The 16,080-nt window shown below is 29.6% G+C and carries 16 protein-coding genes and 1 tRNA gene; 1 reads left to right on the top strand and 16 read right to left on the bottom strand.

Translation table 11 applies throughout. The features are described from left to right. From L8W68_RS02745 to L8W68_RS02690, 12 genes are all read right to left on the bottom strand, one after another. The coding region (locus L8W68_RS02745) for a glycosyltransferase family 4 protein (protein ID WP_263674916.1) at nt 1-1,200 on the bottom strand (1,200 nt) is incomplete at its 3' end. Beyond that, nucleotides 1,175-3,130, bottom strand: a complete 1,956-nt coding sequence (locus L8W68_RS02740) for an HAD-IA family hydrolase (RefSeq protein ID WP_263674915.1) — start codon at nt 3,128-3,130, stop codon at nt 1,175-1,177. The genes L8W68_RS02740 and L8W68_RS02745, both read right to left, overlap by 26 nt. Nucleotides 3,131-3,182: 52 nt before the next feature. Beyond that, nucleotides 3,183-4,106 (bottom strand): glycosyltransferase family 2 protein, encoded by a 924-nt coding sequence (locus L8W68_RS02735; protein ID WP_263674914.1) that lies wholly within the window; start codon nt 4,104-4,106, stop codon nt 3,183-3,185. Further along, nucleotides 4,099-5,106: a dTDP-glucose 4,6-dehydratase gene (gene rfbB, locus L8W68_RS02730; protein WP_263674913.1), complete on the bottom strand. Its 1,008-nt coding sequence runs from the start codon at nt 5,104-5,106 to the stop codon at nt 4,099-4,101. Before rfbB ends, L8W68_RS02735 begins: the two co-directional genes overlap by 8 nt. Beyond that, on the bottom strand, nt 5,103-5,975 hold the full coding sequence (rfbD, locus tag L8W68_RS02725) for a dTDP-4-dehydrorhamnose reductase (protein WP_263674912.1): 873 nt from the start codon (nt 5,973-5,975) through the stop codon (nt 5,103-5,105). The genes rfbB and rfbD overlap by 4 nt, the downstream gene beginning before the upstream one ends. Then, entirely contained in the window at nt 5,968-6,543 is a 576-nt protein-coding gene (gene rfbC / locus L8W68_RS02720; protein WP_263674911.1) for a dTDP-4-dehydrorhamnose 3,5-epimerase, read from the bottom strand. Before rfbC ends, rfbD begins: the two co-directional genes overlap by 8 nt. Further along, complete coding sequence (gene rfbA / locus L8W68_RS02715) at nt 6,540-7,415, bottom strand: glucose-1-phosphate thymidylyltransferase RfbA (RefSeq protein WP_263674920.1); 876 nt, start codon at nt 7,413-7,415, stop codon at nt 6,540-6,542. Before rfbA ends, rfbC begins: the two co-directional genes overlap by 4 nt. Nucleotides 7,416-7,445: 30 nt before the next feature. Further along, on the bottom strand, nt 7,446-8,393 hold the full coding sequence (locus L8W68_RS02710) for a KpsF/GutQ family sugar-phosphate isomerase (RefSeq protein WP_263674919.1): 948 nt from the start codon (nt 8,391-8,393) through the stop codon (nt 7,446-7,448). Between the two features lie 17 nt (nt 8,394-8,410). Continuing rightward, nucleotides 8,411-10,069: a polysaccharide biosynthesis/export family protein gene (locus L8W68_RS02705; protein ID WP_263674910.1), complete on the bottom strand. Its 1,659-nt coding sequence runs from the start codon at nt 10,067-10,069 to the stop codon at nt 8,411-8,413. Beyond that, the gene (locus L8W68_RS02700; protein ID WP_263674909.1) at nt 10,069-11,184 is read right to left on the bottom strand and encodes a capsule biosynthesis protein; all 1,116 of its coding nucleotides are present in this window, start codon (nt 11,182-11,184) and stop codon (nt 10,069-10,071) included. Before L8W68_RS02700 ends, L8W68_RS02705 begins: the two co-directional genes overlap by 1 nt. After that, complete coding sequence (locus L8W68_RS02695) at nt 11,174-11,845, bottom strand: capsular polysaccharide export system, ATP-binding protein (RefSeq protein ID WP_039617525.1); 672 nt, start codon at nt 11,843-11,845, stop codon at nt 11,174-11,176. The genes L8W68_RS02700 and L8W68_RS02695 overlap by 11 nt, the downstream gene beginning before the upstream one ends. Further along, complete coding sequence (locus L8W68_RS02690; protein ID WP_263674908.1) at nt 11,842-12,618, bottom strand: ABC transporter permease; 777 nt, start codon at nt 12,616-12,618, stop codon at nt 11,842-11,844. The genes L8W68_RS02695 and L8W68_RS02690 overlap by 4 nt, the downstream gene beginning before the upstream one ends. A gap of 82 nt (nt 12,619-12,700) precedes the next feature. On the opposite strand from L8W68_RS02690, the gene L8W68_RS02685 reads away from it, so the two are divergent. Then, nucleotides 12,701-13,498, top strand: a complete 798-nt coding sequence (locus tag L8W68_RS02685) for a ferritin-like domain-containing protein (RefSeq protein WP_263674907.1) — start codon at nt 12,701-12,703, stop codon at nt 13,496-13,498. Nucleotides 13,499-13,500: 2 nt separating this feature from the next. On the opposite strand, the gene L8W68_RS02680 is transcribed toward L8W68_RS02685, so the two are convergent. The 4 genes from L8W68_RS02680 to acpP all read right to left on the bottom strand — a co-directional run bounded on the left by L8W68_RS02680 (nt 13,501) and on the right by acpP (nt 16,056). After that, a tRNA-Phe gene (locus L8W68_RS02680) sits at nt 13,501-13,576 on the bottom strand. Nucleotides 13,577-13,644: 68 nt separating this feature from the next. After that, nucleotides 13,645-14,580, bottom strand: a complete 936-nt coding sequence (locus L8W68_RS02675; protein WP_263674906.1) for an acetyl-CoA carboxylase carboxyltransferase subunit alpha — start codon at nt 14,578-14,580, stop codon at nt 13,645-13,647. 1 nt (nt 14,581) lies between these two features. Further along, nucleotides 14,582-15,796 carry a beta-ketoacyl-ACP synthase II gene (locus L8W68_RS02670; protein ID WP_039627924.1) on the bottom strand — a complete coding sequence of 405 codons (1,215 nt, stop codon included), beginning with the start codon at nt 15,794-15,796 and terminating at the stop codon, nt 14,582-14,584. A 26-nt stretch (nt 15,797-15,822) separates the two neighbouring features. Continuing rightward, entirely contained in the window at nt 15,823-16,056 is a 234-nt protein-coding gene (gene acpP / locus L8W68_RS02665; RefSeq protein ID WP_039617517.1) for an acyl carrier protein, read from the bottom strand. Nucleotides 16,057-16,080: the final 24 nt, after the last annotated feature.

Here is a 16,080-nt window from a genome sequence, read left to right as displayed (position 1 = left end):
ATAATTATTTCTCTTTTTTATTATAAATTCATAAGCTTTTGGAAATCTTTTTTTATACCAGCAAATAATTCTTTTCAAATAGGAATTAGCTTTTTTATCTTTTAATTGATTTTTATAGTTCTCTGCAACAACATACCAATCAAACAAGAATTTAGAATTTATTTTTAACAAATCCGTACTACTGTGATTTTCATTATCTATAACAACCAAAGCTTTTTCAAATTCTTTTGAACTATCACTCCAATCTTTCCACTGTTCTGCTGTCTTAATAGCCTCTTTTTTTAATTCATCTCTTCTTACTATATTATTTTTTAACTCATTGATAAATTCTATCACTTTATCTTCATTATCGGTATCAACAACTAAACCATTAACACCATGTTTTATATATTCATCGTGACCAGAAACATTATAAACAATAGCAGTTCCACCGCAGTGAAACATCTCCAATGGCGGACCAAACATCCCCTCAACATAACTTAATTTTACAATAACATCACAAGATCGGTAAACATATGGTGTTTGATCAACAGAAATGCGAGAGAAAACTTTATCAACACCACGTACTTTTTCAACGTTAGATGATGTCAAAAGCCATATTTCGTCTGCTTGTGATTTTTTACATAATTCTATAGTTTTCATTACATTTTTAAAATCCACATTAATAGGTCCTTCCACTAAAACCCTTAAATCATTTACATTTTTCTTTTGGCAAAATTCACCTTCATGGCAAAAAAGATCTTTTCTTATACCATTCTTTACTAAAAAAGAATGTCTATTATAATTATCATAAAGAAAATTCTTAATCCATGTCGCTTCCGTAATAATGGGTATATCTAAAATATATGTGGAATCAACAAGCTTTCTTAGTGGTTTCTCTGTCTGATTATAAAATCTTGATTCTATAGATTGTACAAAATAAACATATTTTTTTGACTGAACTCTATGTAACTCATAAAAAGTTCTCCACCAAGTTGCTATTACAATATCAAAAGAAATATTATCAACCTGTTGATAAGTCTTCCACGAAAGCTTTTTTGCATCATTATGCCAATTTAGTTCTTTCATATCACAACTCAATGCATTGGCTGTAATCATAACAACTTCGTGATTACTTCTCATTAAAAATAAAGCATGCTCAAATATTACAAAACTTCCACCACTAATATCAGGACTACCTATTAAGAAAGCTATCTTCAATTTTATTTCCTTTTTTAAAATGATATTTTCTATAACAGCGATAAATATACAATATAAAATTTAAATTATCTTGTTTTAACTTTGCAGCTTTCCACCAAGCACTGCCTAAATATTTTTTTCGATATTTTAAAAAATTAAGAATATTTTTTACAACATTTGATTTTTTACTAGTAAAAATAGAAAAACCAAATTCTCCAAAATTTTCATAGTGTTTTAATGATGAAAAAAAATCAATTTGTTTATTGCTAGGATTTAAAATAAATGCAAAATACTTATGTGATATTATATTATATAAATATTTTTCTTGACTATAATATGGATATAAAAATTTACATATTTTCTCCCATACTACTAAAGCTTCATTTTGCATAGGTAGAATATAATTATTAAAATTTTGTTCTTCCTCTTGATTTGCTTCAAAAATTGGATTATTTTCTTTATAACCAATTGTACTCCCATGAGATGCTTCAAGAAATAATTCATATAAACATCTTGATTCATTAAATATACTGTTTTTATATTTTACATTAAAACAATTACTCGGATTAAATAAAATCCCTAATTTTTGATTGCTACTAGATGCAGAACCAAAATCAACCAATCCTAAATAAACCCCTTCAACTTGTTTATCTTTTAATAAACAAGCTATATTATCCTGAATTGTTCCTTTCCATCCAACATCTACTAACAATGAGGAATTGTTTAAAAAACCGACACCATCTAAATATGTCAACAAACTACTTTTGCACTCTCGATTTATTTTATTAAACAAATCTTGAAAATTTTTAGATTTTTTTAGAGTGCTAAATTCAATACTATTATTAAAATTATCTATTTTAGAATCGAAATTTAGTTTTGGAAAAAAACTTTTGGCTATAGCAATATCTTTTTTTGTGAAAGAACAGTTTGATAAAAATTCTTTAATAGACATTCTATTATACTGCCTAAATAGCCTCTCAAAGTTTTCATTTTTTAATTCAACTAAAGATGCCATAAAAGTTGATTTTCTAGATGCGCAAAGATAACAACTTTCTATATTTTCATACTTAGAATTTCTAATATAAATATCAAATATTTTTTTTAAAAATTCACCTTCTCTTGCTATAAAAAAAATCTTTCTTATATTCTTTTTTATAGCAATATTGGAAAGTTGATTAATAAATAAATATAAAACTAACAATATTTCTGGAAAAATAAATTTTTTGAATTCGGGAATTTCATATAAAATATTTTCAAATTTTGTAAATGTTAAAAGTTCGTTTTGTTTCATCTTTTCATAATAATCATATTGTTTACTGCTATTGATGTGTAAAGTTTTTATATTGTTTTTATTAGCCATAGCAATATCAGAGTGAATATTATCACCAATCATAACTACATCCAATGGCTTTGCATTGATATTATTTAAAACAATTTGATATAATTGTCCCGAATGTTTCGTTTGCATAAATTCAGAAGAAACAAATAAATCGTCTAAAATCAAATCCAATGAATGGAAATTAACAAGATCCAACATCATATTCTTATCAAAATAAAAATCACTTATGCAATAAATTTTTGCATTATTATTATTTTTATATTCTTTTAGTTCCTTAATTAATGTCATATTTGGATATTGTACTTTTTTTTCTACTTGTAATTCTGTTTTTTGCGCAAGACAATAAAAATCTTCAAAAGACATTGTAGTTGAAAATTCAGTATAAAGCCTGCTACACATATCTCTATATTTAAATTCATAAGAACCATTTTTTTTATAATTTTCTTCACATAATTCTTTTTCTATTTCTTTTCTTAACTCATAGAGTCTTTCATTTAAAAAACTTAACTCTTTTGCCCATATTTTTTTAGTGTTTTCGGGATATGTTGATCTAAAAATCAAAGTATCAAAAAAGTCTATAAAAATAATTTTAGAGTTTATCTGTTCTAACATTATTATTCCTTATTTAACATTGTTATTATCAAACAACCTTTTATTAATTATATTATTTTTTAATTAATGTATAATATATCATTTTTAAAAAAAATAACACATTGTATGTAAAACTTCTTTTTAGAAGTTTATGCCTAATTATATTAAAACAATAAAAAAAACCACAATCATCCTCAATATACCTAATTAAAAAATTAATTTTTATTAAATCATCTTTTTTGATTTTATTATTTTTTCTTATAGCTCTAAGAGTTATGTTTTTTTGGGTATTTTTATATGGAATGTTGTTAAAAACCAATGGATTTAATTTATTATTACTTGTATTATTCTGATGAATCCTATAATACACCAAAGAATTAAAAATTGTTATTCTTGTTCCAAAAAGCTCACACATAACAGCTATATAATAATCATGAAAATCGATTCCCTCAGGAAAAGGAAGGATAATATCTTTTAAAGTTTTATTGATCATCATGGTATTTCCCATAACTCCACAAGGCCCAAGTATATGTCCTAGATCTTTTTCTGGTTTTAATTTATACTTTTTAAAATAAAAAAAGGAATTATAAATGATTTTTTGATTTTCATCTATCATAGTCAAATCACTATGACACATTATGGGTAAATTATCCTTTTTTTCTACTTCCTTTATTGCTTTGATTTGCTCTTCTAGTTTATTAGGTAACCAAATATCATCTTGATCGCTAAAAGCTATATAATTTTCTTTTGTAATTTGCAAAAGTTTTTCAAAATTTTTAATAAAACCTATATTTGTTTTATTTTGATAATATGTAATTTTGTCAGGATGTAAGTTTTTATAAGCTTTAATGATATTCATTGTACCATCTTTTGAGTTGTCATCACCTATATAAATTTTAATATTCTTATATGTCTGATCAAGTATTGAATCAATCTGTTGTTTTAAATATATTTCACCATTATAAGTAGCTAATATAATAGCTATAGTATCATTCATATTTGTTTAAATACCATTCTATTGTTTTAATTATACCTGTGTCAAAATTTTCATCAGCTTTCCATCCAAGCTCTTTTTCTATTTTACTAGCGTCGATAGCATAACGCCTATCGTGTCCTGCTCTATCCTCTACAAAAATAATTTGCTCTTTATAGCTAATATTTTTTGGTTTATATTGCTCTAGTAATTCACATATCTTATGAGCAATCTGTAAATTTGTCCTCTCATTTCTACCACCGATATTATAAGTTTGTCCTGATTTTCCATTATGATAAACAAGATCAATGCCTTTGCAATGATCTAAAACATATAACCAATCACGAATATTTTTCCCATCTCCATAAATAGGAATCGTATTACCAGCCAATGCATTTCTTATGATTGTAGGAATTAATTTTTCATCATGTTGTTTTGGTCCATAATTATTAGAACAATTAGTAATTACCGTATTTAATCCATAAGTTTCATGATAGGATCTTACAAGCATGTCAGAACCAGCTTTACTGGCAGAGTAAGGTGAATTTGGAGCATAAGGGGTACTTTCTGTAAAAAACCCATTTTCTCCTAAAGTCCCATAAACTTCATCCGTGCTTATATGGTGAAATCTACAATTTTGGTATTTCTCTTTATATACAAATGGCTTCTCCATCCAATGCTTGTATGCTACCTCTAGTAAATTAAATGTTCCATTTATATTTGTTTGGATAAAAACTTCAGGATTTTTAATAGAATTATCCACATGCGACTCTGCAGCAAAATGAATAACGCCTTGGATATTATATTCATCAAAAAGAAATTGAACCAAATCTTGATTACAAATATCTCCTCTTATAAATTTAAATCTAGGATTGTTTCGACACTCTTTTAAATTATCCAATTTACCCGCATACGTTAAAAGATCAAGGTTGATTAAAACATAATCCTTATATTTTTCTAAAAAATATGGCACAAAATTTGAACCAATAAAACCTGCTGTTCCTGTCAATAATAAATTTTTCATAAAATATCGCCCTTCTGTAATATACTTATACATTTTTCCAAACTATCTTTCCAATACGGAATTTCAATATGGAATTTTTCTTTAATTTTTTGTTTGTTTAATACAGAATAAGAAGGCCTAGAAGCTAATGTTGGAAAATCTTTACTTTCTATAGGCTTAACATTGCAATCTATCTGAGATATTTTCATTATCTCTTTTGTAAAATCATACCAACTTGCAACACCCTCATTAGAATAATGATAAATTTCAGGCTTTTCATTTTGGATTACAGGCAAGATATTTAAAATAGTCTCTGCTAAATCTCTTGCATAAGTAGGGCTTCCTATTTGATCAAAAACAACCCTGAGTTCTTTTCTTTGTCTTCCAAGATTTTGCATAGTTTTTACAAAATTTTTACCATAACTGCTATATAACCAGGAAGTTCGTATAATAATCGTATTTTTTGGAGTAACTTCCATAATAGCTTGCTCACCCTTCAATTTTGTTTTACCATAAATACCCAAAGGATTAGTTTCATCGTTTTCATTATAAGGGGTATTTGTTTTGCCATCAAAAACATAATCAGTTGAAATATGAACAAATTTTAATTCGTATTGCTTTGCTAATTTTGCTAATATTTCAACACATTTATAATTTAAAATATCAGCTTTTTCTATTTCACTTTCTGCCAAATCAACAGCTGTATATGCTGCACAATTTATGATAATTTTTATATTATTTTCATTGATAATTTTATGCAAATTTTCTTCATCTTGTAGATCAATTTCTTCCTTACCTTTAAATATAAAATTATATTTATTTTGATAACAATGTTTTATTTCAATAGCAAGCTGACCATTTTTTCCAATAACCAAAACATTTTCAAGCATAATAATTTACTCCATAGTAAAACAAATCTTGGTTATTATAAAGATTTGGTTGAACAATATCTTTCTCTGATAAAATAATCTCTTCATCATTTAAAAACCAATCAATTCCTATATCTTTATCATTATATAAAATACCTCTATCATGAGTCTTGCTATAATAGTTGTCTACCTTATAAGAAAAAATAGTATCATCTTCTAAAGTTATAAAACCATGTACAAATCCTCTAGGTATAAATAATTGTTTTTTGTTATATTCACTTAATTCCACTTGAATGTATCTTCCAAATGTCGGACTATTTAATCTTATATCAACAGCTACATCCAAAACCCTACCTTTAATCACTCTAACAAGTTTGCTTTGAGCAAAAGGCGGTAATTGGTAATGCAATCCTCTTAAAACACCTTTTTGAGATTTACTTTCATTGTCTTGACAAAACCAAATCTTAAAACCTAAAAAATTCTCTAAAATATCATCTCTATATGTTTCACAAAAATATCCTCTATCATCTGAAAATATTTTTGGCTCAATTATTACAACTTCAGGAATTTCAGTTTTAATTAATTTCATATTTTACCCTTATTAAGTTTTTGAATTAAATATTGACCGTATTGGTTTTTCTCCAGTGTTTTAGCAAGTTTTAATAATTTCTCAGCATCAATATAGCCCATTTCATATGCTATTTCTTCAATACAAGCTATTTTTAAAGATTGTCTCTCTTCTATAGTTTGGATAAAAAGACTTGCTTGGATTAAAGATTCATGTGTTCCAGTATCAAGCCATGCAAATCCCCTACCCATTAACTCAACATTTAATCTATCTTCTTGAAGATATATTTGGTTTAAAGAAGTAATCTCTAATTCACCCCTGCTTGATGGTTTTACTAGCTTTGCTTTTGATACAACATCATTAGGATAAAAATATAACCCTGTAACCGCATAATTACTTTTTGGAATTATAGGCTTTTCTTCTATACTAATTGCCTTATTTTGTTGATCAAACTCAACCACACCATAACGCTCAGGATCATTCACATAATATCCAAAAACCGTAGCTTCTAATTTCTCTTTAGCATTCTTAATGGCATTTTGCGTAAGTTGTACTAAGCTATGACCATAGAAGATATTATCACCCAATATCAAGCAAACATCATCACTACCTATAAATTCTTCACCTAACAAAAAAGCTTGCGCCAAGCCATCAGGACTTGGTTGCTCCTTATAATACAATGCAATCCCCAATTCACTCCCATCTCCTAATAATTCTTGAAATCTTGACAAATCTTTAGGTGTAGATATAATTAAAATTTCTTTAATTCCAGATAGCATCAAAACCGATAATGGATAATAAACCATAGGTTTATCATAGATTGGCAACAATTGTTTACTAATCCCTTTTGTTATAGGATAAAGTCTAGTTCCACTCCCACCTGCTAAAATTATACCCTTCGTTACAACTCCTTATAAAATTATTTACACATTACCTATCGCATAAAGTTGTATGATACCTACTATTTTTTCATCTTGAGTAACAACTATTTCTTTAATTTTATGTTTTAGCATAAGCTCTTCTGCTTCACTTGCCATAGCACTTACTTCTATAGTTTTAGGTTTTTCACTCATGATTTCTTTAGCTTTAAAATCAAATCTTGGCTTATCATTTGCCCTTAAAGCTCTTCTTAAATCCCCATCTGTGATGATCCCAACTAGTTTTTCATTTTCAAGTACTATACAAAGTCCTAACTTACCACTAGTCATCACATCAACCAACTCATTAAACTCACTCTCAGGACTTACTATAGGTAGATTATTTGACACCATCAAATCGCCTACTCTAGTTAAAAGCTTTCTACCCAAGCTTCCCCCTGGATGAAACAAAGCAAAATCATCAGGTCTAAAATTCCTTGCTCTCATCAAAGCTACTGCTATAGCATCACCCATGGCTAAAGTAGCCGTGGTAGAAGAAGTTGGAGCTAATTGAAGCGGGCAAGCTTCTTTTTTTACTGCTATGTTTATAAAAATATCTGCTTGTTTAGCTAGGGTAGAGTTTTGATTGCCCGCCATGACAATTAAAGGAATTTTTCTTTTTTTAATCACTGGTATGAGTTTTAAAACCTCTTCAGTTTCTCCTGAATTTGAAATAGCTAAAAGCACATCCTCACTTGTGAGCATACCAAGATCTCCATGCAATGCTTCACCGGGATGCATAAAAAAACTCGGAGTGCCTGTGCTAGCCAAGGTTGCAGCTATCTTAGCTCCTATATGGCCTGACTTACCCATACCACTTACTACACATCTGCCTTTGATAGATAAAATCAGCTCAATGGCTTTATTAAAATCTTCATCTAAATTATCACATAAATCTAAAATCGTTTTTGATTCTATCTCAAAAACTTCTTTGGCTATTTTAATCGCATCCATTTGGCTCATCTAAATTCCTATATATTTAACACTACATTAGTTGCAATAGCTATTTGATATAAAATTTGTGTTAACATGCTAAAGATTTGTAAATTTTGACTATCTACTTTTGGTAAAACTAAAATAGAATCTCCTGCTTTGATATCTGCTGAGCTTCTACCGCTGTATTTAGTTGCTTTGCCATTAGCATTGATTACCAAAACTCTTGATATATCTGCTCTATCGCTAAAACCACCTGCTAGGTTGATATAATATCTTAATTTTTCTTTATCCATATACACAAATGCACCCGGTATAGAAACTTCACCTTGAACTAAAACAAGATTATTTTTACTAGGTACATTCACCACATCGCCTTCTTCTAATACTATAGAATTATACGCTTTGACATTATCTATAACGATTTGTCCTTTTGGCTGAGCTTGCTTTGCACGTGCAATAAATTCTAAAATCGTCTTAGCTTGAGTAGCTCTAATGCTAGCTTGCTCAGCATTAACTGAAGAGCTTGTTAGAGCTAATGTTTCAAGCTCTTTAAGTTGAGCTTCTATAAGTTGTTTTTGAGTAGCTGCTACGCTTTTTCTAAAAACTTGCAAGGCATTGATGTTTGATTGATCATTAACTGTAATCATTTTAGCAAGTTCAGCTAAAGTTGTGCCTTTTTTTATCACCACTGAGTGCAAACCACTATGCTCACCTTCTATGCTAATGCTAATATTTTGCGCAGTATAATCAGGTCTAAATTCTATCTCATCACCATTGTATAACTTCACACCTAAAAACTGCTTTTTACTATACGCATCTACGTGTAATTTATGATCATCTCTATAGCTTTTTACCACTGCATTAGTTACTATAGGCTTAGCTCCTGCAACTTTGGCTATATCTTCTAAATTTAAAATATCATTACTTAACTCAAATCTAAAAGGTTTTTGCACATCTCCTTCTACAAAAACATACTTTTGCACACTACCCACTAAGATCACATCGCCCATTCTAAAAGGAAAAAGATCAAGTTGACCTTTAAGTAAAAAGTCATATAAATCTATCTTTTTAATGACTTTATTATCTCTTAAAATTTGAATATCTCTAAAGCTACCATATTCTAAATTAATTCCACTTGCCTTATCTAAATACTGTATGATAGAATCTGAACTTAGTCCTTGATAAAGGCCTGGTTGATTTACATTCCCTGCAACAAATACCGATACATTTTGATAAATATCCATGTCCGCATATACATAGACATTGCTTTTATAGATTTTATTAATAGCTTTTGTAATAACTTGCACCAAAGCACTATTTTTCACACCCAAAAGATTAATAGCACCTACTTTTGGTATGAAAATATTTCCTTGAGAATCTACTGTTAAAGTTTGTATAAACTCTACCGCACCCCAAATTTTTACATTAATCCTATCGCCTACTGCTAGTTTATAATCAGGATTGTAAACATGCTGGGTAAATTTAGTGAAATTACCATTAAACAAATGCGCACCAAAAACTTTAGTTATCGGAGCTTGAGTTTGATTAAAATCACTTTGGTTGTTATCATAATTTATAATTTGTGGCTCTAAAGATGGAGTTAATGGCTGATTTTGAATTTTCGCAATTTGAGAAACATCTACCGCAGAAAATAAAAACAAAGGTAAAAGTAAAAATAAAAATATCTTTTTCATTAGTATCTATGCTCCTCTATAATCATTTTAATAAATTTAACAATTCCATAAATCAAAGATAAAATCATAAAAGCCGTGAGTATATTATACAAAGCTTCTGGGTATTTAGCACTTTGAGGTAAACTTGGGCTTTGCACTATAACCACTTGTTTTATCTTTCTTAAAGCTTCTATCCTAGCACTCTCATAAGCTTTTAATGCAGCTGTATAAGCGCTTTCTGCAAAACCTGCTTCTATAGTTAGATCTTGAAATTTAGCTGCAAGATCATTAAGTTTTTGAGAAGATTTTGGAGATGAAACTTTAGATTTTTCTTTTTGAAGTTGCTTTTTTAAAGCTGTGATTTCACTTTTTATTGTAACAATTTGCGGCGCATTATCATTAATATAACTTTGCATCATTAAAAGCTCAGCTTCTTTAGCTGCTATTTTTGATTCAAGTTCAGCTATGAGTTTTAGAGTGCCTTCTGCTTGTTTGAGTGGATCAAATACTCCGTATTTGTTTTGAAAAGCTAAAAGTTCATCTTTAGCCTTTTGATATCTTTTTTTAAATTGCAAAAGCTCTTCTTCGGCAAATTGCATTTGATCTCTTGCGGCTTTATGTGAAATTTCATTGATAAATTTTTCACTTTCTTTAACTATAGTTGAAGCTATTAAATGCGCACTTTGTGGGTCAAAACCTTCAACTTCTACACGCAAAAGCCCATTGGCTGAGTTTTCTTGAATGATCTTAACACGATTTTGATAATACTTTAAAAACTCTTCTTGATTAGCTGATGAAGAAATACTGTAAAAAAAATCAAGTTTTTGTTTTTGATATAACTCACGAATTTGGATTTTTTCTTCTAAGATATTTAACATATCTAAAGAATGAATATAAGATTTTAAGAAAGTTATATCCTCGCTTGAAAAAGAATTATTAGTTAAAAGTGCGGCAATTCCAGTAATAGCTCCGCTATCTCCTGTGGTTGATTTCACACTTAAAACACTTTCACTCACATAACGATTTGCTGCTATAAAAACATAATAAAATACAACAAATGCCGTCAAAATCAACACTATTTTGAAAGAGTTAAGTATCTTTAAATTTTTAAACTTTTTTAATAAATCATTTTGCATTTATTTTTCCTTGATACACCGCTATACCCTCATCTACATCATCATATATAGTAGCTTGTCCATCTTGCATAAATATAATTTTATCACACCATTGTTTAATTTCAGCTACATTATGCGAAACCATGATAACTTTTGACTGACTTAATTTTTCTTTATAGATTTTAGAGCTTTTTTCTCTAAATTTAGGATCTCCCACGGCACCTGCTTCATCAATCAAATAATAATCAAAATCAAATGCCATACTTAAGCCAAAAGATATCCTAGCACTCATGCCTGCTGAGTAAGTATTCATAGGCTCATCAAAAAATTTACCAAGCTCAGCAAAATCTTCAACAAATTTAATCTTTTCTTCTAATGCCTTTCCTTTATAACCATATACTCTAGCCACAAAGCGCGCATTGTCCCTTGCTGAAAGTCTGTGTTGAAAAGCACCTGCCAAACCTAAAGGCCAAGATAGTTTTTTATTGGTTATAATCTTACCTCTATCAGGAAGCAAGGAACCACTTAAAAGTTTCATTAAGGTTGATTTTCCAGCACCATTACGCCCCATTAAACCTATACTGCAATTTTCAGGAAATTCAAAACTTAAGTTTTTAAAAACATAATGTCTTCCACCATTACGCAAAGGAAAAGATTTGGTTAAATTAACTAATTTTATCATCGCACCGCTATCAACTTTTCTCTAGTAAAATAATAAAAAAACAATCCCAAAAACAAAACCACACTTAAACATGCAATAGGGTAATAATAATTATAATCATCAAGCAATGGATAATTTTGAAAAAAATTATATTTTAAAAGCTCCATGATATGCAAAAGTGGATTATAATATAAAATATCCAAAATAGGTTTTGGAACTATCCATATAGGAAATACCACCAAGGCTGTCCAGTATAAAACTATATTTAAATAATTTAAAGCCATTTTTAAAGGCTCTGCAAAATGCCCTGCTATAGCAAAACACATTCCCATAGCAAAGCCAAATACCACAAGCAAAAAAAGCGAAAACATCACTTCCAAAAAATGCTTAGGTATAACTTGCATATGCAAAAACCAACCTGCTAAAAACATTACACAAATAAAAATAGTAAAATAAATGCAAAATTCAAGCATGGTTCTAGCAATAAAAACATGTATAGGGCGAATAGGTTTATAAGCAAAAAGAGCTAGATTTGCACCTATACCATTTAAAAGCTGAGTAATAATACTTCTAAACATAAAAAAAGGTATAATTCCTACTGCTAAAAATAAAAAGATAGAAACACCTTCAGGCATGATTTGATGATGAAATTCTCTTATAGCTGTTATAATAGAAGTGATTACCAAAACCACCATCATAGGCTCTCCGATTACCCAAAAATAGCCCAAATATTTATTAATACCAAATCTTGTCTTTAACTCTCTAAAAAAAAGAGCATGTATGACATTAAACATATTTTTAGCAAACCTTATTTAAATTTTCAAAATTTTTATATTATACTTTTTTATCTTATATAATATTTAACAAGGTTTAAAAATGAAAAGAAATTTCTTTGAGGAATTAGAAAAAATTTTATATCACAAAGATATTTTTAAAAAGATTGAATTATTTAATGAATTTTATGAAAATTTTAAAGCTAATTTGTATGATTTTAATCATTCCCATAAAGCGATTATTTGTGAAAACTCACAAGTTAAAATCCTTCATCCTATGAAAATAAGGCGCCCAAAAGAAGCAAATAGCATTTTATCTTTAGCTAAAATCTTACATTCAGTCGCCCATATAGAATATAGTGCTATAAATTTGGCTTTAGATGCTAGTTATAGATTTAAAAACTTGCCATTGAAATTTTATCAAGATTGGCTTGAGGTAGCTGATGAGGAAATTAAGCATTTTTTACTTTTAGAAAAAACTTTAAATGAGCTTGGTTTTAAATATGGAGATTTCTATGCGCATGATAATCTTGAAAAAGCCTTGTTTTTAACCAAAGATAATCTTGCTCATAGAATGGGCATAGTGCATAGAGGACTTGAAGCAAAAGGACTTGATGCTAATCCTTTTGTTTTAGAAAAATTAAACACAACTAATCATCCTATAAAAAGTTTATTTAGTGAAATTTTTACCATTATACTAAATGATGAAATTAAACATGTAAACAAAGGGGATTTTTGGTGGAATTATGCAAAAAATGAAAATGATAGTTATCTTGATCTTTGCGCCAAATATAAAGAATTTAATCTTTTAGGAAAAGTATATAACAAAACAGCTAGAATTCAAGCAGGATTTAACGAAAATGAACTTCAAGAATTAGATGATTTTTATAATAGAAAATGAAATGGTGGTTAGAGGCAGAATCGAACTGCCGACACGCAGATTTTCAGTCTGCTGCTCTACCGACTGAGCTATCCAACCACTGAATTGAAGTTGTAATTATACAATAGTTTTTTTAAAAAAAGTTGAAATTTGCATAAAAATGCAAATTATTCAGAAAAAGCTCCAAATTTAAAGATTTTTTGCATTCTTAATGCAGCTAATTCGCGTTTATCGTATTGTTCTAATTCTTCTATAGCTTTTAAGACATAATCGCTTAAATTTTTAATCGCGTTTTCTTTATCTCTATGAGCTCCACTCATTGGCTCTTCGATAACATCATCAATCAAACCTTGAGTTTTTAAATCATCAGCAGTTACTTTCATGGCTTTAGTAGCAGCTTCACTTTTTGATGGATCATTCCATAAAATAGCAGCACAACCCTCAGGTGAAATCACAGAAAAAACTGAATTTTTCATCATAGCAAGTTTATCAGCTACTCCTATGGCTAAAGCACCACCACTTCCACCTTCACCTATAACTACTGCTATAGTGATTGTTTTAAGAGCACTTAATTCATATAAATTTCTAGCTATAGCTTCACTTTGACCACGCTCTTCAGCACCCACTCCTGGGTAAGCACCCGGGGTATCTACTAAAAATAACACCGGTATGTCAAATTTTTCAGCCATTTTTGCCACTCTTAGAGCTTTTCTATAACCTTCAGGATGAGGCATACCAAAATTTCTATGAAGCTTATCTTTAGTACCTCTACCTTTTTGCTCACCTATAACAATAACTTTTTTACCACCTATATATCCTGCATAACACACAATAGCAGGATCATCTCTAAAAGCACGATCGCCATGAATTTCATAAGCATCACATAATATAGCTTGAATATAATCAAGTGCATAAGGACGATCAGGATGTCTTGCAAGCTGCAAGCGTTGGTAATCGCTTAAATTTTTATAAACTTTTTGAGTTTCTTTTTCAAGGTTTTTTTCTAAAATTTTTACTGCTTCATCATCGCCTTTGATTTTAGCATTTGCTAAATCCTCGTCAATTTGCTGAATATTTTTTTCAAAATCTAAATAAGAAGCCATATTAATCTACTTTTTTGAAAATCACACAACCATTTGTTCCACCAAAACCAAAAGAATTGCTCATTACAACATTAACTTCGCTTTTTCTTGCAGTATTTGGTATATAGTCAAGATCACAGTTTTCATCTGCTACGATTTGATTGATAGTTGGCGGTAATATACCTTGATCAAGTGCCATTAAAGAAATAACAGCTTCAATAGCACCAGCAGCACCTAAGCAATGGCCTGTTTGACCTTTTGTAGAACTAACTAAAGGAATTTGATCTTTGAAAAGTTCTTTAATAGCTGCTGTTTCATTTTTATCATTTACCGGGGTAGAAGTTCCGTGCGCATTAATATAATCTACCTTTGGATTTCCTGCCATTTTTAAAGCTTTTTTCATAGCACGCAATGGCCCTTCTAAAGTAGGCGAAGTAATATGATGTGCGTCCGCACTTTCGCCAAAACCTACTAACTCAGCATAAATTTTAGCTCCACGCTTTTTAGCAGCCTCATACTCTTCAAACACTAAAGCACCAGCACCCTCACCCATTACAAAACCATCTCTTTCTTTATCAAATGGTCTTGAAGCCTTAGCTGGATCATCATTTCTAGTAGAAAGAGCTTTCATAGCAGCAAAGCCACCTATGCCCACAGCACAAATAGCTGCTTCAGCGCCTACTACAAGCATTTTATCTGCATTGCCTAAAGCTATGCTTTTATAAGCTTCGCCTATAGCATGAGTTCCCGCTGCACAAGCAGTCACGCATGAGATATTTGGTCCTTGCAATCCATGCTCGATTGAAATAATCCCACCAAGCATATTAACCAAAGCTGATGGTATGAAAAAAGGAGTAATTTTACGTGGTCCACGCTGTGCGCAAGTAACGGAATTTTTTTCTATATTTGGTAAACCACCTATACCAGCTGCTGAAACTACACCAAATTCTTCTTTGTTTAAAGTTTCATCAAATTTAGCATCTTCCATAGCTTCTCTTGCCGCTTTAATACCAAGTTGTATAAAACGATCTATTTTTTTAACCTCTTTAGCATCACAAACACTTAAAGGGTCAAAATTTTTTACTTCAGCAGCAATTTGCACTGGAAAATCAGTGGTATCAAAAAGAGTGATTTTATCAACACCGCTTTTGCCATCACAAATTGCTTTAAATGAGCTATCTTTGTCTAAGCCAAGGGCATTGATCATTCCTATACCTGTTACTACAACGCGTTTCAAACCGCACTCCTTATTAAAAATTAAAATTATTTTTGAAGATTTTCTATATAATTAACAACATCTTCGATTTTTACTAGTTTTTCAGCATCACTGTCTGGAATTTCTACATCAAATTTTTCTTCTAAAGCCATAACTAATTCAACAACATCTAAAGAATCTGCACCTAAATCTTCAATAATTTTAGATTCCATTTTAACTGCATCTTCATCAACACTAAGTTGCTCAACAACTACTTTTTTTACATCATCAAAAATTGCCATTTTTATCTCCTAGTTTAAAAAATT

Source organism: Campylobacter sp. FU_497, from assembly GCF_025772425.1.
In the GTDB taxonomy this organism is placed as follows: domain Bacteria; phylum Campylobacterota; class Campylobacteria; order Campylobacterales; family Campylobacteraceae; genus Campylobacter_D; species Campylobacter_D lari_C.
The sequence above is the reverse complement of the archived record's forward strand: the minus strand, read 5'-3'. Positions and strand labels throughout refer to the sequence as shown.

Coding starts and splice junctions, on each gene's coding strand:
- L8W68_RS02740 (WP_263674915.1), bottom strand. CDS start 3,130: ATGTTAGAACAGATAAACTCTAAAATTATTTTTATAGACTTTTTTGAT.
- L8W68_RS02735 (WP_263674914.1), bottom strand. CDS start 4,106: ATGAATGATACTATAGCTATTATATTAGCTACTTATAATGGTGAAATA.
- rfbB (WP_263674913.1), bottom strand. CDS start 5,106: ATGAAAAATTTATTATTGACAGGAACAGCAGGTTTTATTGGTTCAAAT.
- rfbD (WP_263674912.1), bottom strand. CDS start 5,975: ATGCTTGAAAATGTTTTGGTTATTGGAAAAAATGGTCAGCTTGCTATT.
- rfbC (WP_263674911.1), bottom strand. CDS start 6,543: ATGAAATTAATTAAAACTGAAATTCCTGAAGTTGTAATAATTGAGCCA.
- L8W68_RS02710 (WP_263674919.1), bottom strand. CDS start 8,393: ATGGATGCGATTAAAATAGCCAAAGAAGTTTTTGAGATAGAATCAAAA.
- L8W68_RS02705 (WP_263674910.1), bottom strand. CDS start 10,069: ATGAAAAAGATATTTTTATTTTTACTTTTACCTTTGTTTTTATTTTCT.
- L8W68_RS02700 (WP_263674909.1), bottom strand. CDS start 11,184: ATGCAAAATGATTTATTAAAAAAGTTTAAAAATTTAAAGATACTTAAC.
- L8W68_RS02695 (WP_039617525.1), bottom strand. CDS start 11,845: ATGATAAAATTAGTTAATTTAACCAAATCTTTTCCTTTGCGTAATGGT.
- L8W68_RS02690 (WP_263674908.1), bottom strand. CDS start 12,618: ATGTTTAATGTCATACATGCTCTTTTTTTTAGAGAGTTAAAGACAAGA.
- L8W68_RS02685 (WP_263674907.1), top strand. CDS start 12,701: ATGAAAAGAAATTTCTTTGAGGAATTAGAAAAAATTTTATATCACAAA.
- L8W68_RS02675 (WP_263674906.1), bottom strand. CDS start 14,580: ATGGCTTCTTATTTAGATTTTGAAAAAAATATTCAGCAAATTGACGAG.
- acpP (WP_039617517.1), bottom strand. CDS start 16,056: ATGGCAATTTTTGATGATGTAAAAAAAGTAGTTGTTGAGCAACTTAGT.